The following is a 17,902-nucleotide window of genomic DNA, read 5'->3' as shown; positions in this document are numbered from 1 at the left end:
CTTTTTAAGACACTCCCTTCAGAAACGTCTCAAGTCTACTGGACGACTCGTACTGCCGAAGCTGATGCCAAGAAATCCCAAGTTTGGCGTCGAATTGAACTGGATCAACATAATAGAATTTCGAGTCAGACCGCAGGACGCCCTCCTTGACTAGTGCATCAAGGACACCTTTACCAATGCTGTTTCGCAGGACTCGTTGGTGCTCAATCTTATCCCGGTACTTTGCCAGTCCACCTTTACTGTGCGATGCAAATTCCGAGAAAATCCTTCGCAGTCTCCGATATTTCTCTCGAAGTGTCGGGTCGGCAAGCTCCGGCACCACTTTTCGAGCATACTTTGCAAGGGGATGAACAAGACTATGTTCGACACACTGAATCTCGATATCCCCCGCTCCAAGTGAAACCGCACCGGCGTGGCCTTGTGCCTTTCGAGCATTGATGAACAATCCAGCATTCCCCTTTGTGGCATCTTGCGTTCGTTTGGGGACGCTTCGAATAATCAGGTCAGGAGTATCAAATCGCACGACTGGCGCAAAAATGGAACAATCGCCAATCGCCTCGACTGCCGGGGTACTCGACAAATCGATATGACAAGGAAGTGTCACTCTTGTGTTTATAAGATAGGGACCAAGTGAAATAGTTTCATTATCAACAATTCCCTTAAAAATGAAGGTACGTTCTTGTTCTTTCTCTGGAAATTTTATTTCAATTGTGAGTTCGGCAGTCTTGTCATTTTCTTGATCTTGGTCCTCCCAAGATTCTCCATCTATGTTGATGGAGATTTCAACGTTAAGGTCCAAAAATTCTGAGCATGACTGTATCAGCATATTGAAACACTGGACACTGATCTCGCGTGCTTTACCAAGCTCAGCCATTATGTAAAGAAGGTGGTAAGTTGGTCGAATCGCGCTCGTATATTCATGAGCAAGTGTTCGGTATTCAGGGATGCTACTGAGCGCACAACGCGTGATCGCAACCGCAGCGAATACAACGTTGCGTACGCGGGTGTCGTCAAGAAATGGGTGTTCGGGACACCATGTTGCTACTGCTTGTTCATACCGTTCGTTTAACGCGTTGTCCTCAATAACCCGGAGGGGAAATGGGCGGGAAAGTGCCCGTGATAAGATTCTCGCACACTGCTCCTCGTTGCTAAAAAGAGACTGCCGTAACGCCTCACCATAGGATGCACCAGCGTCCGTCACGATCTGATTAATAAAATTGGGCAATGCCTTTTCTTTATGTTCCCGATCTAACAGGTAATCAGAAATCCGAATGAGAAGGTTAATTTCTAACTGGCCGCCGGTGCCATCACTCAATGCTTGTTGAATGCTATGGTAATTACGCTCTGTTCGCAGCAGTGTTCCGATGGCATCAAGAACCGGAGGGTAACCGATGAAAGACAAAAAGGTATTCTCAACCATAGCTGCGGCAGGTTGGAAGGCTGCACTGAGCCTGGTTAAGACGCCGTCGCGGGCTTGTTCGTAATTCTCTTGCTGACCAGTATCGCCCTCTATCGCGCAGGAGTCGATATAACTCTTGGCCTGATCCAGATCGAACGGATCGATCTGTACCATGCCAACATCAGCATCCTTATCCACAAGGTAGCACCAAGTGGTAAGCAGGACTTGGCTCCGACCAAAAACTACGATTGCGGTGCTAGCGGACCCCTTAGAGCGCTCGATCAAATCGTCGAGAAACGCCTCAAATCCTTGTTCTGTTGTCTTAGATCTCGCTTCGTCGATGCCGTCGATGATGATGCCGTGGGTTCCCGCGCGAAGACCTTCCAGAACGGCACCTACCTTCTCGATAGGGTAAGCGGAGGTCAGAATGCCAGTGAGAGTGTTGTCGCCGACCGGTTTGTGTTTGGCTAGGTCCAGAACCGGCAATTGTGTATCGAATGAAAGGGCGCATGCGGTAGTGGTCTTCCCTGATGCGCCCACGGCTGAAACAAGTAGAATGGACGGCTTCTCCTTGGAAAACTCGACCTTTGAAAAGTTTGGTTCAATGTAGGGGACGACCCGTTTACCTTTCACGGAGAAAGAGACGGAGGGCGTCAGAAGCTCCACCGGTTGTTTTATCGAATTAACTATAGATTTAAACGCATTGTATTTCATTTGAACCCCCTTTTTTGCCGAACAATATCAAGATGTACCCACATAATAGCGGGATTTTCGGCGCGATGCCGTATACACAACTTCTCCACTCCAAAAAATGCGGTCATTCGGAGGGGTCACGTCTCAACTTCTGACCGTGTTGATCGTTCAAATGAAACCCCCCAATCGTTTTTCCACGGTGACCTGAAAAAATCCCGCATCGTTGCGGTTATAGTACCCAACGGTTACTCCATTGAAACTCCGAGGATCCTTCACTTAACCCACCGCACCAGCAACCCCAACACTCACCGCCATGTAAGATTCGATAACCGGCAAATCCGCCTCAGCCCAATCAAGAGTATGCAACTCCCCCGCAGGCAACCAACTCACCGCAGCATGCTCGTGAAGAACAATCTCCCCCGATTCAATGGAACAAACAAGAGCATTTCGGGGTCGGACCAAGACAACTACCTGTAAAGCAGGAAAAAAGAGCCAAAAACAACCTCTCAAATGACCTTATAGGTCGATTTTTGGGGTCAATAAATAGAGTTATAATTTCTCATGCACCCGTCGGCGCACTCCCCTTGTGTCGCTCATAAGTCACTGGCCCTTTTTTGAGTCAACGAATCCCCTGCGTCCCCCAGACTCCAAGATAGAGTGTCCCCAGAGGACCTCCTGGAACGGAGACCCTCCCTGCATTTTGCTCAATTTGGGGCAACTTGGCGGGTTATACCCAAAGCATTCACAGTGTCGACACCTTGTCGATTTATCTGTACCAATAAGCAAGGCGAAACCATCACCTGGGGTGTGAAAGTTTCGGACTGAGGGGTGATTGCAGTCACAGGCAGAGTCACCTCCCCACTATTAATTGTTGCATCAGATGCACTCAATATCAGCCCATACCCAGCGTTATTTCGGCGACCCAACTCAACCAAGACAAGTACATACCGTTTAAAATTTGTTCCCGGTATTGATGGCGGCATCAGTGATGACCGATTGATGCGACGCCATAACCCCTCGTATGTGTTTTGATCTGAGATAACGGTAAGCTTAGCCTCCTCATCCGAAGTTTCGCAGGAATATGAATTATGCAGTAACGCGATCGGAATTTCTCCTGTTGGAGCATTTAGCGGAAGCATACAGCCGCAAAAAACTAAGGTCGAAAGCAAGGCGATGCCCCAATATCGGTTGGACTGGGAGCTCATTTCCCCTCCTTACTAGAGGCTTGCGAACGCAGAGGATAACCAGATATGCATAGGGGTCGCGACATCAACAGCTGACAATATAAATACCGTCCGTTTTTCCAGGGTGACCTAAAAATATCCCGCAACGTTACGGCTCTAGAACTTAGCGGTTTTTTCCATTGGGATTCCGGGTAACTTTCACTCAGCATACAGCTCCACCAACCCCAACACTCACCGCTATGTATGACTCAATCACCGGCAAATCCGCCTCAGCCCAATCAAGAGTACGCAACTCCCCCACCGGCAGCCAACTCACCGCAGCATGCTCGTGAAGAACAATCTCCCCCGCTTCAATGGAACAAACAAACGGATAAAGCGTCACGGTAAAAGTCGGATACCGATGAGTGCTGGCCGGCAAACTCTCCCCCACGCGAACGCGAACCCCCATCTCCTCCACAAGCTCCCGCCTCAAACACTCCTCGGGAGTCTCCCCCGGATCGATCTTCCCCCCGGGAAACTCCCACTTGAGGGGCAGGCTCATGGCGGCGCTGCGCTGGGCGGCCAGGACAAGCCCGTCCCGTTCGATGATGGCGCAGGTGACGTGAAGGTGTTTCATCCAACCCCTCGGGCAAAAAATCCCCACAAAAAAAGCACCCGCCTCCAATTAAGTAGATGAGTGCCGCATCCCTCGCCATCCCCGGCAACCCACCCCCTTCGACAGCTCAGCCGTCCGCCGAAACGGACCTGTTGCATTGCGTCGCCGGATCGCTCCGGCTTTGCCTTTTCGGCGGGGTGAAAGATATTTTAATGTTGCCGTAGACCTTACGACTTCAGGGAGGGGAGGTCAAGAAATTTGCTGGGAAGAGGGGCGATTTTTAATGCCTTTAATCTCTCGGGCGATGATGCTGCTCAAAGGCCGGTTTCACGCGACGACGCGACGACGCAACGAGAATCTACAATCCTGGTTTTGACCTTGACCCAAAAGCGTTGCGTCGTTGCGGCGTCGCGTGAGGCAAAGATTCTGGGTTTCTGGTTATGGATCATGCCGTGAGAATCGCCCCAAATACTCAGAAGCAACTCAAGGCACTGCAAAATCCGGTTTCACGCGACGACGCGACGACGCAACGAGAATCTACAATCCTGGTTTTGACCTTGACCCAAAAGCGTTGCGTCGTTGCGGCGTCGCGTGAGGCAAAGATTCTGGGTTTCTGGTTATGGATCATGCCGTGAGAATCGCCCCAAATACTCAGAAGCAACGCAAGGCACTGCAAAATCCGGTTTCACGCGACGACGCGACGACGCAACGAGAATCTACAATCCTGGTTTTGACCTTGACCCAACAGCGTTGCGTCGTTGCGGCGTCGCGTGAGGAAAAAGGTCTGGTTTCGGATGGTAGATTACAACCTGCAAATCAAAAGGGCAATGGGCTGGTTTCACGCGACGACGCGGCGAAGATGAATAAAACAGCTCCCCCTCCTTTGTTAAGGAGGGGGTCGGGGGGTGGTTGCCGGTAAACCTGACCACCCCCAGCCCCTCCTGAACCAGGAGGGGGGCTGAAGGAAATTCGGGACACTCCCCAGTTTTCCAGATTGTCTACTCCGCTTTGGCCAGCACATCCGCTGCCCACTGGTTCAGACTCTTGCCGTGCGCCGCGGCCATCATCACCGCGTGCGCATGGACTTCCGGGGGGATGCGCAGCATAAGCTTGCCGGAGCAGGGTTTTTGCGGTTTGCGTCCGAGTTTCTCGGACATAAGGAGGTAATCGTCGACGGCAGCCTGAAATGCCTGCTCCAGCTCCGTCACCGATTCACCGTGAAAGGTGACGATGTCGATGATCCCGGCGATGCGGCCGACAAACAACCGATCTTCGGCGTCAAACTCGACGTGCGCCGCGTAGCCGTTATAGGTAAGGGGTTTGCTCATAAGGTGACTCCTGCAGCTTCGAGAAATTCCCGCGCCGCCCGCACTTGGTAACGTTTTGCTTCCTTGCCGGGATGCGGACGATGAAAGTCGGCCCGCCGGTCATGGAGCACGAAAGCCACTCGTGACCCGGCCCCTTCGACCATTTCTGCGCCAAGGGCAAGAAACAGGGCCTCGATGCGCCGCCATTCCAGATTGGCCGGGACGGGCTGGGCGAATAACGCCAGTAGCGTTTTGCGATGCTGACTGTTCATTCATGCCTCGAATTTAGCAGATGACCTGCACGTGTGCAATCGTTTTTTGCTATCATAGGGCCATGGCCAAAAGAGCGATAGTCAAGGGCAGGTTTCACGCGACGACGCGACGAAGATGAATAAAACAGCTCCCCCTCCTTTGTTAAGGAGGGGGCCGGGGGGTGGTTGCTGGTAAACCTGACCACCCCCAGCCCCTCCTGAACCAGGAGGGGAGCAACGTCAAGGGCTGGTTTCACGCGACGACGCGACGAAGATGAATAAAACAGCCCCCCCTCCTTTGTTAAGGAGGGGGTCGGGGGGTGGTTGCCGGCAATCACACCTGACCACCCCCAGCCCCTCCTGAACCAGGAGGGGGGCTGAAGGAGAAGAGACGGGTAGGGCGAAGGGCTTTTCTTCTGGATTATCAGGGGGCCGGTGTGACATCGAGGAGGGTGGCGGTGCCGTGAACGACCAGGGCGCCGTCCTGGTTGCGGACGGAGACGTCGAGGTGGACGGTGCGCCGTCCGAGGTGGAGGATTTTCGACCGGGCGACCAGGCGGTCGCCGCTGGATACGGGGCGCAGGTAGTTGACGGTGAGCTGGCTGGTCGTCACCTGGCGGCCGGCGGGGAGGAGGGGTTCGGGGAAGAAGCAGGCGGTATCGACGAGGGTGGCCAGGAGGCCGCCGTGGGCGCTGCCGAAGTAGTTGAGGTGACGCTCGTCCACCGTCGCCTCCATCTCGGCGAAGTCGGGGCCGAAGGCGGTGATGCGGATGCCGAGGGTCACCAGAAGGGGGATGGCGTTGATGCTGTCGATGGTGGCCGGTTGCATGGAATCTCCTCGGGAGGACGCCCCCGGGCACGGGGGGGAGGGGGCGCCGGAGCCTGGCGACCTTAAAGGGTGGCGGTCAGGACCTCGATGCGGTTGCGGCCGTTCGTCTTGGCCTGGTACAGCGCCTGGTCGGCCAGGGCGACGAGCTCCCCTTCATCCGTCAGGAGATGATCCGTCGCCGTGGCCACGCCGAGGCTGATGGTGACAAACTCGGACGTCTCCGAGTCGGCGTGGGAGAGGCACATCCTGAGCACCGCTTCGCGGATGCGCCCGGCCAGGAGGGCGGCGCCCCGGCTGTTGGTATTGGGGAGGAGGGCGACAAACTCTTCGCCGCCGTAGCGGGCGACGATATCGGGGGCCCGTTCGACCACGGTCTTGAGGGCCTCGGCGATCCGGCGCAGGCAGTCGTCCCCGGCCAGATGACCGTAGCGGTCGTTAAATTTCTTGAAATGATCCACGTCGAGCATGATCAGGGAGAGGTGCGACCCCAACCGTTTGTGCCGGGAAAATTCCGTCCGTAACGCCGTGTCGAAAAACCGGCGATTGAACAGTCCGGTCATGCTGTCCGTCAGGGAATTGCTCTGGGCCAGATCCCTTTCGGTTTCCAGCTGGGCGACGAGTTTCTGGATTCTCTCCTCCGCCTCCTTGCGGTCGGTAATGTCCATGAAGACGGTGGCGAAGCGCCCCTCGCCCAGGCGATAGGCGTTGATGAAATAGTGCCGGCCGAGCGGCGGGCAATACTCCTCGAAGCTGACAGATCCGCCGGTCAGGGCGACCTGGCCGAAGATATCCAGAAAAGGGGGGGTCGGGTTGCCCGGCATGACCTCGGTGGCCCGGCGCCCCAGAATGTCGGCCACCCGTAACCCGGTCTGGATTTCGAAGGCCGGGTTGGCGCTCTGGAAATCGTAATCGACCGGCTTTCCGCCTTCGTCCAGGATGATATCGTGAACGGCCACGGCCGAAAGGGTGTGCTCGATGAGGAGACGGTGCTTCTCTTCGCTGGCCTGAAGTTTCCGGGTTTTGGCGTTGAGTTCCTTTTCCGCCAACTGCTCGATTTCCCAGGCCATAACACCGAATTCGTTGTTCGGATAGATGTATTCGCCGGACCCCGGCTCTTCCCCGGCGATGGTCGCCTTGATTTTTTTTCCCAGCTCCAGCAGCGGGCGGGAGAGACGCCGGCTCAGGACAATGCTCTGCAAAGACCCCAGGAAGACGGCGATGAGGCCGGTCAGGCCGATGAGAAAAAGAGCCTGCGATATGAAGGGGCGGAAGATTTCCGTCCTTTCCACCACGGTCACGACGATCCAGCCGAGGGAGGGGAGGGAGCTGAAGTGGGCGAGAAACTCCCGGCGGCCGAGGCGGAAGTCGAAATCCCCCTTGCTCGCCTCGCCGTAGGCGGCCGTTATCTCCCCGATCGGTTTCCCGAGGAGCGCCGGGTCGGGATGGACGATCATTTTCCCCGAGAGGTCCATGACGAAACTGTATTCCGTTTCGTATTCGTTCTGCTGGGCGATCAGGTCGACGAGCCGGTTGACGGAACAGTCGATGCTGACGACGCCGCCGTATCCGCCCCCGGCCTGCCGGAGCGCCCGGCTGGTGGAAATCAGCCGCTCCCCGGTCATGTAATCCTCGTAGGGGAGACCGATGGACGTCCCGGGTCGGCTTGCCATGGCCGCCCGGTACCAGGGACGGTCGGTCGGATCGAAGCCTTTATCGACCGGGTAGTCGTTGATCAGCATCAGTTTGTTTTTGTAACCGGAATAGATATGTCTGACGTTTTTATTGGCTTTGAGGATCGATTTGTATTGATCCAGGATTTTTCGATGAGCCTCTTCACCAAGGGACATGGCCTCCCTGACATTCTCGTTTTCCTCGAACACGAGAATGGTGTTAATTAATTCATCAAAATAACCGCTAAGTAGAATATTGATCGAATGATTTGTCCGGCTGATGACGGCGCGGGACTTGGACAATTCGGAAAAATAAAGAGTGGTCGAAATAAAAAACCCGAAGACGAGCAAAACAATCAACGCCAGAAGAGCATTGATTTTAAAGATCTCCTGCTTGACACTGTATTTAGGTCGCCGGTTACTGATAAAACCCCCTTCGCCGGTTCATTCGTCGCCGACGGATTCGGAGTCGGAACGCTTCTTTTTCCCGGTCCATCTTTTGCCGGGAACGACCCAGAAAAAAAGGAGAACTTCCATAAACATCCGGAATTTGTCCCGGATCGAGGTCTTCTGCTCCGGTTCGGCCGGAGTCTCAGCCCCGGCTTCCTGATTTCGCAAAAAGTCGGCAAGGACCTCTTTTGCCCCCTCCTCATATGCGGGGGGGACCATGACCATTTTCCGGTTGAAGAGCCTGATCTGCGGCCCGATATACATCGACCCGAAATGATCGTTCTGGACGTAATAGGGGATATCCGACCCCTCAAGGAGGCTCTTGATCAGGGCCAGCTCGATTTCATTATCGGGCGAATAGAGTTTGATCAGCATGCCGTTTCCCCGCAGCGAACGAAAAAAGCACCCATCTCTGAAGAAAAGATGAGTGCTTCCGTCGGTTGACTCCCAATGGAGACCCACCCCCTTCGACAGTCCAGCCATCCGCCAGAGCGGACCTGAAACTTTGCGTCACCGGATCGCTCCGGCTCTGCCCTTTCGGCAGGGTGTAATATTTTTTTAATTTCAAAATAAACATTACGCGGTCAGGGGTTGGAGGTCAAGGCATTTGGCAGATAAAGTCCTGTTTTGTCATCTGCGCCCATCTGCGTCATCTGCGGAGAAGGGTTTTAATGCCCATAGTCTTCATGAGGCGGCTTCGATCACCTGGCGGAGGGTGGCCAGCGGCAGGAACATTTCCAGAGGCCGCTCGCGGAAAGAGATGAAGCCGAACTGCTCGTAATAAACCCTGGCCGCGTGCCCCTTGGCGTCGACAAAGAATCCGATGATGCCGATATTATCGGCAACCAGCAGAGCCTTCTTCATGGCCTCGATCATAAGGATCTGCCCGTAGCCCCGGCGCTGCCGGCTCCGATCGATGGCCAGTCGTGCCAGTTTGGCCCCCGGCGCCCTGGCGGGGTATTTCTTTGCCAGGGCCGGCGGCAAATCCTCGGCGACCACCTCGCAGGCTGTCAGAGAGAAAAAACCGAGAATGATTTTCGGTTGAGCCGTATCGACAAGAACGAAGGTTTTCGAGATCCCCTTCTCCTGCTGTTGTCGGGCCAGGGTCTGAAGAAAGGTGTTGAGAGCCGGTTCTCCGCAATCGAAGTGCTTTCGGTCGTGGTCCTTCCCCAGGTCCTCAATCCGCAGCATTGAGCCGTTCCTTATGAGCGCGGGCGGCTTCCAGCAGTTTGGCGGCGGGCACCGGAGGATTTTCCAGCGTCTCGAAAAACAACCGGGTCGATTCCCCGCTCAGCCGGATGATGTTCTCATCCTCGACGACCTGTTTCGCCCGATCGACGGCCGCCTGGACCACGAACTGGTTCATGGTCGATCCGAGAAGCCCCGCTGCCCTTTCCAGCAGGGCGTGAACATTCTCGGGGACACGGGTGGTGATCCGTTCCGTTTTTGCAGCCATAACGACCTCCCTCCAACTTTCTTCGGTTTTTTGTGGATACAGAGGGACCATAGCACACTGGCGACACAATGACAATTCAATGGTGACACTTTGGCACCAACAGGCCTCACCCCGGGGACCGAGGAAGACATTCAAGGGCCAAACCTATCCGCAGATGACGCAGATTTACACAGATGATAAATCAAGATCTGGAATCAACCAGCCCCTGACTCCTGGATCCCGGTTTCATCTGCGCCCATCAGCGTCATCTGCGGAGCAAGGGTTTTCAGCGCCCTGGTTTTCAGAGAGTGCCCACTCCGGCATAGCCAGCCCTCCCCTTCCCCTCTATACTTGAATCCATGAACCGATCCCGATCATTTTTCCGCCGCCTCGGCAAGGCGGCGGCCCTCGGTCTGCTCCTGACCGTCCTCCTGGCCGCCGTCGCTTTTATGTATCGCGACCGCCTGGTGCAGGGACTGGTGCGGCCGCTCCTCGTCCGGGAACTCTCCCGTCGCTTTCAGGTCGAGGCGACCATCGATCGCCTGTGGCTGCAAGGGGGGACGCTGCGGGCCGAGGGGGTGGAGATCACAGGCGCAAGCGCCGGAGATCTGGAACTGGAGCGACTGGAAATGGTCGGGGGGTGGGAGCTTTTCAGCGAGCGGCGCCTGCAGAAACTGGTCCTTACCGGCGGCAGGCTCCTGCTGCAACCGGCAGAGACCGCGGGCGATTCCCCTCGGAGACCCTGGCCCGAAGGAGCGCCCTTTTCCATCGACGACCTGGAAATCCGCGACGGGGAAATCCGCCTCGCCGGCGGCGCCGAACCCTGGCACGTCGAGGGCCGCGCCACCCTCGGACGGCAGTGGTCCCTGGAACTCAAGCTGCGGCAAAATGAGGTCGGAACCCTTGAACTCCAGGGGCGGGGAGACTGGGAAGGGGGGATCCGCGGCGAGATGACGCGGTTTCAATGGCGGGGCAACGACCTCCTCGGCGAGCCGCTGCGCCTGAATTGGGGGGACGGCTCGCTGACCGGAGGGGGCGGGGAAATCACCCTGGCCGAGCTCGGGGACGACGACCTTCGCCCCCTCCTCGCCCTGGCCGGCATCCGGCTCCCGGAGGCGCCCCGATGGACGGTGAGAAACCTCGTTCTCAAGCCCTCTTTTGACGGCAACAAGCTGCAGCTCGCCGTGACGAGCGGCTCCGGCGTCCTCCGGTGGGAAGAGCGGACCCTCCTCCTCGGCCCGATGCGTCTGGAGGTCGCCGGGAAAACGGGCGCCTGGCAAGTGACCGGCGGCGGGGACCTCGGCGGCAGGAGCCGCCTGAAGATCGACCTGCACCTCGGCGAAGAGCGCCTGGAGGGGAAGGTCGAACTGAAAGTGCCCGACCTTGCCGCCTGGCAGCGCCGGCAGCCCGGCCTCGGACCCTGGTCCGCAGGCGGAGCCGTGGATCTGGAGATCGCCATCGGCGGCCGGGCGGCCGAACCCCGGTGGGAGCTGCATGCTTCGGCCAAGAGGCTCAGCCTTCCCGAAAACCCCGCCCTCCCGGCCATCGACCTCGAGGCCAGGGCCCTCCTCTCCCGGGAGAAGGAGCGCTGGCGCCTGTCTGGCGGAGTCTTGAGCGGCTCCCTCACCGGGGCTCTGAGCGCCAGGCTCTCCGGGACCTTCACGGCAGCCCTGGATAAAGAGGGGTGGTCGGCGCAGCTGCCCGATCTCCGGGCCGAAGAGCTCTCCTGGGGATCCGCCGACGGCCTTGCCGCCTGCGCCGGGATTGGGATGACCCTGCAGGGGGAGGTCGCGGCCGTCTCCGGCCGGCCGACCCGGTTTGCCGTCCGGGGAACGATGGCCGGCGGCGAGGTCCTCTACGGCGCCTACTATGCCTCCCTCGACGATTTTTCGGCGCGCTGGAACGTCAAGGGAGAGAGCGAAGCCGGCGTCCATCGCCTGGAGGCGGCCTCCGTCCAAATCCCCGAGCTCGGCGAGCTCCTCTTCTCCGGCGCCTGGGGGGGCGAGGAACGGCGGCTGAAGGCGGCCCTGGACCTCCCCGATCTGCAAAAAGCGCTGGATCGCCACGCCCCCAGGCTCCTCTTCGAACCCTTCCCCAAATTGAAGGCCCTGGCCCTGGCCGGCGCCCTGCACCTCGAGGGCGCCGGTGCAGTCAACGAAGAGGGGTGGAGCCTCGGTCTCACCATCGAACCGCAGGAGCTGAGGGTCGGCTGGGGCGAGACGATGGCGGCGACGGGAGTTTCCGGGAGGTTGCCGCTCCTCCTCGGCACCGCGGCGGCGGAAAAAGCGCTCTCCGGCACCCTCTCCTGGCAGGGACTTTCCCTCGGGCCGCTGCGGTCCGGACCGGCCAGAGTGACGACCCTCGCCCGGACCGGCCGGCTGCAACTCCCCCAAGAGCTGCGCTTCGATCTGGCCGAGGGAGAGCTGGTCCTCTCCGCTATCGACCTGGCGTTGCCGCCCCACCCCCTCGAGCTCGCCGCCCGCCTGACCGTCGCCGACGTTCAACTGCAGCCCCTCACCCGCACCCTGGAGTGGCCGATAATGAACGGCGATCTCAGCGCCGATCTCGGAGAACTCCATTACCGAAACGACGAACTCGTCACCGCCGGCAAGGCCTGGATCGAAGTCTTCGGCGGCCATGTCGGGGTCGGCAACATGCGTCTCGGCGAACTCTTCTCCCCCTACCCGGTCTTCGAAGCCGACATCGATTTTTCCGCCATCGATCTCTACCGCCTGACCCACACCTTCGCCTTCGGGGAGATGAACGGGGTCATCGACGGGCACATCCATGACCTGCGCCTCTTCGGCGCCGTCCCGACCCGTTTCGAGGCGGCGCTGCAGACGCGCAAAAGCGGCAAACGCAACATCAGCGTCAAGGCCCTCAACAACCTGACAATCCTCAGCGAGGGCGGGGTGGCGGCGACCCTCTCCCGGGGAATCTACCGCTTCATCGACTTCTACCGCTACCGCAGCATCGGCATCGACTGTTCCCTGGACAACGATCTCTTCCGCCTGCGCGGCACCGCCCTGGAGGGGTCCGATTCCTACCTGGTCTACGGCGGCCTTCTGCCGCCGCGCATCGATGTCGTCACCACCCCGCAGGCGGTTTCCTTCCGCGAGATGGTCAAGCGCCTCAAACGCCTCGACCGAGCGGGGAACCGGAACGCCCCCCTTTGAAATGGGAGCCTTCTCCGGTATAGTTAGCGGGCGGACCCACAGACGAAAGGGCCGCGTTAATCCCCACCCAAGGAGAATGGTCATCATGAAAGTGTCCCTGCGTTGTCTCTTCTGGTCCGGCCTCCTTCTGGCCGTCTCCTGCGTCACCGTCAACATCTATTTCCCCGCCGAGGAGATCCGCGGCGCCGCCGATCGCATCGTCAACGAAGTCTGGAGCGATCGCCCCGCGCCCCCCGCCCCCGCCGAAGAAAAGGCGCCGGGAAGCTCCCTCTTCCGGTTGCTGCAGCCGAATACCGCCTATGCCGCCCAGGACATCGATGTCAGCACGCCGGAGATCCGCGCCATCAAGGAGAGCCTCAAGGCCCGCGCCGGCAAACTCTTCCCCTACCTGGACGGCGGCCAGATCGGCCTCGGCAACGACGGTCTGCTCAAGGTGCGCAGCACCGAAGGGCTCGACATGCGCTCCCGCGCCGAGGCGAGCCGCCTCGTGCAGAGCGAAAACGACGACCGGATGCGCCTCTACCGGGAGATCGCCCGGGCCAACGACTTCCCCGACCGCTCCGACGAGGTCCAGGAAATCTTTGCCGGCTCCTGGCGCGATCAGGCGAGCAAGGGGTGGTATCTCGAAGGAAAAGACGGCAGCTGGAGTCGCAAGTAGGCCGTCACCCCTCACCTGTCACCACCCAACGCCCAAAGATATCGAGGATACCCATGACCGATCCGCACCGGATGCCCATCGCCAGGGGGGCAGACTTCATCGAACTGCTGCCACAAATGGCCAACCGCCACGGGCTGGTGGCCGGCGCCACCGGAACCGGCAAGACCGTGACCCTAAGGGTGCTGGCGGAGGAGTTCAGCTCCATCGGCGTGCCGGTCTTTGTCGCCGACATCAAGGGAGACCTGTCCGGCGTCGCGCTCCCCGGCGGGGACCACCCGAAGGTGCTGGAGCGGGTGGCGGCCCTCGGCCTGGAGGATTTCGTTCCCCAGGGATTCCCCACGGTCTTCTGGGATCTTTACGGCGAGCAGGGACACCCGGTGCGCACCACGGTCTCGGAGATGGGGCCGCTGCTCCTGGCGCGCCTCTTCGATCTCAATCCGACCCAGGAGGGGGTGCTCAACCTGATCTTCAAGATCGCCGACGACCAGGGGCTCCTTCTCCTCGATCTGCAGGACCTGCAGGAGATGGTCCGTTTCGTCGGCGATCATGCCGCCGAGTTCCGCACCACCTACGGCAACGTCTCGGCAGCCAGTATCGGCGCCATCCAGCGCAGCCTCCTGAGTCTCGAGCAGCAGGGAGGGGCCAACTTCTTCGGCGAGCCGGCCCTCGACCTCGACGATCTGCTGCAGACCGGCGCCGACGGGAAGGGGGTGATCAACATCCTCGCCGCCGACCGGCTGATGCAATCCCCCCGGCTCTATGCCACCTTTTTGCTCTGGCTGCTGGCCGAACTCTTCGAGAGCCTCCCCGAGGCCGGCGACCTGCAGAAGCCGAAGCTGGTCTTCTTTTTCGACGAGGCGCACCTCCTCTTCGACGATCCCCCCAAGGCGCTCCTCGACACCATCGAGCAGGTGGTGCGGCTGATCCGCTCCAAGGGGGTTGGCGTCTATTTCGTCACCCAGAACCCCCTCGATGTGCCGGAGACGATCCTCGGCCAGCTCGGCAACCGGGTGCAGCATGCCCTGCGCGCCTTCACCCCCCGCGACCAGAAGGCGGTGCGGGCGGCGGCCGAGACCTTCCGCAGCAATCCGGGGCTCGACGTCGCCCGGGCGATCACCGAACTCGGCGTCGGCGAGGCGCTCGTCTCGGTCCTCGACGCCCGGGGGATTCCGACACCGGTGGAGCGGGCGCTGGTCTGCCCGCCCCGCAGCCGGCTGCGGCCGCTCGATCCCCTCGAGCGCCAGGCGGTGCGGGGGACATCCCTTCTTTTTGGCCATTACGAGCAACGGATCGACCGGGAATCGGCCTGGGAGGTCCTGAGGGCCCGGGCGGCGGCCCGGGCGGCGGCCCGGGCGGCGGCCCGGGCGGCGGAGGTCCCGCCGGCAAAGGGGCGGGGCCGCAACCCCGGCAACCCGATGGGGGAGATGTTCGAGGCGGCGGCCAAGAGCGCCGCCCGCTCCATCGGCACCCAGGTCGGCCGGCAGATCATGCGGGGGATTTTCGGTTCGATGTTCGGCGGGAAGAGGCGGTAGAGGGGACCTCCGTTCCGGTTCTCCTGGGGGACTGATCGCTAAAGAAAAAGGCGGAGCCGCTGCGGCTCCGCCTTTTTGGTCCTCTCTGGTGAAAATTTCCACTACGGGAAAAAAACGCGGTTAGAACGCCCGAACGGCTCGAACAGGCATCATGGCACTTTTGGGATAGGGAAGAGGATATCCATCCTGGAAGGAATAGAGATAGGCATCGCGGGCATCCACCTGCGAGGAGGAGAGATAATACCAGCCAAAGCTTCCGAGACCCTGAGCGGCGAGGTTGGTCCTTATCAGGACCAGCTCGTTGAGCGAGGGCAGGAACCAGTCGCTGTAGCCGTTCAAAACCAGGCTGTCGGCGACCTGCGCGGCGATATTGGCGGTGCCGCAGGAGGCGAGAATCGCCGCGGTATTCGTTGCCCCGCTACCAAGGGGTGTCCCGGTGGCAATACTGGTCCCTTCGCAGCCCCAGGGATAACTTCCCAGATCTGTCGTGGTACAGACCAGGCCATGTTCCCCGGTGCCATCGACATAAAAAACGATGCCGCCGGCGTAATTTTGGCCGAGATAGGGGGTTGTTGGCGTAGCCGTCGTGAAAACCTTCTCGGGACCGTACGCGGTACCGGCACTGTTGGTGGCATAGGCGCGGACGTAATAGGTCCGGTTGGCATAGAGGTTGACAACATCGGAGACAAAGGGGATGGCGTCTCCCCCGTCCTGGGTATGAGGATTGCCGATCGTCGGTCCGGGGTTGTAGCTCCAGGCAACCCCCTTCTGGGTGATCGCGCAACCGCCGTCATCGGAAACCGCGCCGCCGGAGGTGGCGGCATAATAACCGATATTGGTTGCGTCATCCGTGGTCACAGTCGCTACGAGACCGGTACTGACCATGTTCTGATTGCCGTAGCCGGTGCCGGTACTGTTGGTGGCATAGGCGCGAACGTAATAGACATTGCCGCAGCCGCTCAGGCCGGTGAGGGTGCTGCCGAAAAATCCGGTGCCGCTGCCATCGACGGAACAAATATCCGCCGTGGTCGGATCGGCGTTCAAGCTCCAGCAGACGCCGCGCGCGGTAACGGCCGAGCCGCCATCCGAGCTGACATAGCCCCCGCTCGAGGCGGTGCTGCTGCCGGTGATCATCGAAGTCGAAGTGCCGACCACCGGTACCGTGGGGCCGGGGTTGACCAGGTCGGTGGTGGAAAAACCGACCTCGTTGCCATAGGCCGTTCCGAGGGCGTTGGTGGCGTAAGCGCGGACGTAATAGCTGGTCAGCGGGTTGAGCCCGGTGAGGGTGCTGTTGTAGCTTCCGTCACCGGTGCCGTCGACCGTTTTGCTGTTGGCCGTAGTTGGTGCGGGATTGAGGCTCCAGCAGACCCCCTTGGCGGTGATGGCTGCTCCGCCATCGGTGCTGATGACTCCGCCGGACCCCGCCAGATTGGACGAAATGCCGCTGACGGCCTTGGTGGTCAGAACCGGCGCCACCATGGTGAGCGTCGTCAGGCTCACCTCGTTGCCGTAGGAGGTCCCGCCGTCGTTGACAGCAAAGGCGCGCACGTAATAGGTGGTGTTGGAAGCAAGTCCGGCCAGCTCCCTGCTGAAGCTCCCCAGTCCGCCGGCTTCGGTGTAGCAGCTGTCGGCGATGGTCGGCAGCGAGGTGGTGGCCCAGCAGATCCCCCGACTGGTGACGGGTGCACCGTTGTCGCTGGTCACGTTTCCGCCGCTCAGCGCGGTTGAGTAAGAGACGGCGCTGGCGGCCGCGGTCGACACCGTCGCCAGCTGCAGGAGGCCGGTCGTGAAGGTCAGGTCGTTGCCGTAGGAGGTACCCAGGTCGTTGGTCGCGTAGGCCCGGACATGATAGAGCGTGTTCGAAGTCAAGCCGGTCATAAGAGCGATGTAGTTTCCTGCGCCGACTCCTTCGCTGACACAGGAATCCGTGAGTGTTGGGTCGGGACTCAGGGAGAGGCAGAGACCACGGCCCAGAATCGACATCCCCCCATCATCGGTGATGTCCCCTCCGGAAATGGCCGTCGCCGGGGTAATGTTGGAGATCACAGCGGTGCTGATGGTCGGCACCGTCAGGTCTTTGGTCGAAAAGGACAGTTCTTCGCCATAGGCCGTACCATCCGTGTTGGTGGCAAAGGCACGCACGTAATAAGTTGTACCGGGTGCCAGCTCATTCAGGGCTGTCGAGTAACTCCCTGTACCTGCTTCGGAAAGATAAACCGTGTCATTCAAGTCGGGGGCGGCGGACTGGGAAAGGCAGACTCCTTTGGCAACGATGAACTCGTTCCCGGAATCGGCGATGCTGGCATTCACCGTGGCACCGGTATAACTGATGGCCGCGACATTTTCAGTGATTACCGACGGTAAACTCAACTCTGAAGGGACAACGGTCACATTGTCCTCCCCCGAGCATCCCGCTAAAAACGTCACCAGCACCGTGCACACTAGGCCGATAAAGCGAAATTGGCTCATTCTCAATCCTCCTGGTAAGTGCTCATTCCCGATTCTTTTTTGACCAGACTATTTTCCTGACAGTTTTTGGGTAGGAAATAACATTCCAAAAAATTTATCACCCTTTCGGCTGAATAACAAGAGTGTCGAAATAACTTCATATTCGAGCCGGGAACAGGAATGTTGTTGTTTTGTTCCATTAAAATTATGCCCGGCACCACAAGCAAACCCACCTTCTGCAACAGTTCCAACTTCCCGTTGATCTGAACGACTGT

Annotated in this window: 14 protein-coding genes and 2 riboswitches; of the genes, 3 read left to right on the top strand and 11 right to left on the bottom strand. The window is 59.2% G+C overall.

From position 1 onward, the window contains the following. Window positions 1–4: 4 nt before the first annotated feature. The 10 genes from DSOUD_RS02605 to DSOUD_RS02570 all read right to left on the bottom strand — a co-directional run bounded on the left by DSOUD_RS02605 (window position 5) and on the right by DSOUD_RS02570 (window position 9,834). Window positions 5–2,113, bottom strand: a complete 2,109-nt coding sequence (locus DSOUD_RS02605; RefSeq protein WP_053549541.1) for a hypothetical protein — start codon at window positions 2,111–2,113, stop codon at window positions 5–7. A 683-nt stretch (window positions 2,114–2,796) separates the two neighbouring features. After that, window positions 2,797–3,297 carry a hypothetical protein gene (locus tag DSOUD_RS18255; protein WP_157671703.1) on the bottom strand — a complete coding sequence of 167 codons (501 nt, stop codon included), beginning with the start codon at window positions 3,295–3,297 and terminating at the stop codon, window positions 2,797–2,799. A 181-nt stretch (window positions 3,298–3,478) separates the two neighbouring features. Continuing rightward, window positions 3,479–3,892, bottom strand: a complete 414-nt coding sequence (locus DSOUD_RS02600; RefSeq protein ID WP_053549540.1) for a (deoxy)nucleoside triphosphate pyrophosphohydrolase — start codon at window positions 3,890–3,892, stop codon at window positions 3,479–3,481. A 97-nt stretch (window positions 3,893–3,989) separates the two neighbouring features. Continuing rightward, a riboswitch (cyclic di-GMP riboswitch) is annotated at window positions 3,990–4,067 on the bottom strand. Window positions 4,068–4,869: 802 nt separating this feature from the next. After that, window positions 4,870–5,199, bottom strand: a complete 330-nt coding sequence (locus tag DSOUD_RS02595) for a type II toxin-antitoxin system HicB family antitoxin (protein ID WP_053549539.1) — start codon at window positions 5,197–5,199, stop codon at window positions 4,870–4,872. Then, entirely contained in the window at window positions 5,196–5,450 is a 255-nt protein-coding gene (locus tag DSOUD_RS17670; protein WP_082351026.1) for a type II toxin-antitoxin system HicA family toxin, read from the bottom strand. The genes DSOUD_RS02595 and DSOUD_RS17670 overlap by 4 nt, the downstream gene beginning before the upstream one ends. Window positions 5,451–5,853: 403 nt before the next feature. Then, the gene (locus DSOUD_RS02590; protein ID WP_053549538.1) at window positions 5,854–6,258 is read right to left on the bottom strand and encodes a PaaI family thioesterase; all 405 of its coding nucleotides are present in this window, start codon (window positions 6,256–6,258) and stop codon (window positions 5,854–5,856) included. 62 nt (window positions 6,259–6,320) lie between these two features. After that, the gene (locus DSOUD_RS18660; RefSeq protein WP_269745871.1) at window positions 6,321–8,231 is read right to left on the bottom strand and encodes a diguanylate cyclase domain-containing protein; all 1,911 of its coding nucleotides are present in this window, start codon (window positions 8,229–8,231) and stop codon (window positions 6,321–6,323) included. Window positions 8,232–8,372: 141 nt separating this feature from the next. Next, on the bottom strand, window positions 8,373–8,753 hold the full coding sequence (locus tag DSOUD_RS02580) for a putative signal transducing protein (RefSeq protein ID WP_053549536.1): 381 nt from the start codon (window positions 8,751–8,753) through the stop codon (window positions 8,373–8,375). Window positions 8,754–8,844: 91 nt separating this feature from the next. Then, window positions 8,845–8,922, bottom strand: a riboswitch (cyclic di-GMP riboswitch). Window positions 8,923–9,062: 140 nt separating this feature from the next. Further along, window positions 9,063–9,569 carry a GNAT family N-acetyltransferase gene (locus DSOUD_RS02575; protein WP_053549535.1) on the bottom strand — a complete coding sequence of 169 codons (507 nt, stop codon included), beginning with the start codon at window positions 9,567–9,569 and terminating at the stop codon, window positions 9,063–9,065. Beyond that, window positions 9,556–9,834: a type II toxin-antitoxin system TacA family antitoxin gene (locus DSOUD_RS02570; protein WP_053549534.1), complete on the bottom strand. Its 279-nt coding sequence runs from the start codon at window positions 9,832–9,834 to the stop codon at window positions 9,556–9,558. Before DSOUD_RS02570 ends, DSOUD_RS02575 begins: the two co-directional genes overlap by 14 nt. A gap of 338 nt (window positions 9,835–10,172) precedes the next feature. Between DSOUD_RS02570 and DSOUD_RS02565 the strand changes: the two genes are divergently transcribed. The 3 genes from DSOUD_RS02565 (at window position 10,173) to DSOUD_RS02555 (ending at window position 15,179) form a co-directional block, all read left to right on the top strand. After that, a complete protein-coding gene (locus DSOUD_RS02565) occupies window positions 10,173–12,989 on the top strand; it encodes a hypothetical protein (RefSeq protein WP_053549533.1) in 2,817 nt (938 codons plus the stop codon). An 85-nt stretch (window positions 12,990–13,074) separates the two neighbouring features. Beyond that, window positions 13,075–13,647: a DUF1318 domain-containing protein gene (locus DSOUD_RS02560; RefSeq protein ID WP_157671702.1), complete on the top strand. Its 573-nt coding sequence runs from the start codon at window positions 13,075–13,077 to the stop codon at window positions 13,645–13,647. 53 nt (window positions 13,648–13,700) lie between these two features. Then, window positions 13,701–15,179 (top strand): helicase HerA-like domain-containing protein, encoded by a 1,479-nt coding sequence (locus DSOUD_RS02555; protein WP_053549531.1) that lies wholly within the window; start codon window positions 13,701–13,703, stop codon window positions 15,177–15,179. A 120-nt stretch (window positions 15,180–15,299) separates the two neighbouring features. Here the strand turns inward: DSOUD_RS02555 and DSOUD_RS02550 are convergent, their stop codons facing one another. Then, entirely contained in the window at window positions 15,300–17,648 is a 2,349-nt protein-coding gene (locus tag DSOUD_RS02550; protein WP_157671701.1) for an Lcl C-terminal domain-containing protein, read from the bottom strand. Between the last annotated feature and the right edge of the window lie 254 nt (window positions 17,649–17,902).

The sequence above is a fragment of the Desulfuromonas soudanensis genome (assembly GCF_001278055.1).
GTDB classification, from domain to species: Bacteria; Desulfobacterota; Desulfuromonadia; order Desulfuromonadales; family WTL; genus Deferrimonas; species Deferrimonas soudanensis.
Note: the sequence above shows the minus strand (reverse complement) of the source record. Positions and strands in the feature narration are given on the sequence as shown.

Coding starts and splice junctions, on each gene's coding strand:
- DSOUD_RS02605 (WP_053549541.1), bottom strand. CDS start 2,113: ATGAAATACAATGCGTTTAAATCTATAGTTAATTCGATAAAACAACCG.
- DSOUD_RS18255 (WP_157671703.1), bottom strand. CDS start 3,297: ATGAGCTCCCAGTCCAACCGATATTGGGGCATCGCCTTGCTTTCGACC.
- DSOUD_RS02600 (WP_053549540.1), bottom strand. CDS start 3,892: ATGAAACACCTTCACGTCACCTGCGCCATCATCGAACGGGACGGGCTT.
- DSOUD_RS02595 (WP_053549539.1), bottom strand. CDS start 5,199: ATGAGCAAACCCCTTACCTATAACGGCTACGCGGCGCACGTCGAGTTT.
- DSOUD_RS17670 (WP_082351026.1), bottom strand. CDS start 5,450: ATGAACAGTCAGCATCGCAAAACGCTACTGGCGTTATTCGCCCAGCCC.
- DSOUD_RS02590 (WP_053549538.1), bottom strand. CDS start 6,258: ATGCAACCGGCCACCATCGACAGCATCAACGCCATCCCCCTTCTGGTG.
- DSOUD_RS02580 (WP_053549536.1), bottom strand. CDS start 8,753: ATGCTGATCAAACTCTATTCGCCCGATAATGAAATCGAGCTGGCCCTG.
- DSOUD_RS02575 (WP_053549535.1), bottom strand. CDS start 9,569: ATGCTGCGGATTGAGGACCTGGGGAAGGACCACGACCGAAAGCACTTC.
- DSOUD_RS02570 (WP_053549534.1), bottom strand. CDS start 9,834: ATGGCTGCAAAAACGGAACGGATCACCACCCGTGTCCCCGAGAATGTT.
- DSOUD_RS02565 (WP_053549533.1), top strand. CDS start 10,173: ATGAACCGATCCCGATCATTTTTCCGCCGCCTCGGCAAGGCGGCGGCC.
- DSOUD_RS02560 (WP_157671702.1), top strand. CDS start 13,075: ATGAAAGTGTCCCTGCGTTGTCTCTTCTGGTCCGGCCTCCTTCTGGCC.
- DSOUD_RS02555 (WP_053549531.1), top strand. CDS start 13,701: ATGACCGATCCGCACCGGATGCCCATCGCCAGGGGGGCAGACTTCATC.
- DSOUD_RS02550 (WP_157671701.1), bottom strand. CDS start 17,648: ATGAGCCAATTTCGCTTTATCGGCCTAGTGTGCACGGTGCTGGTGACG.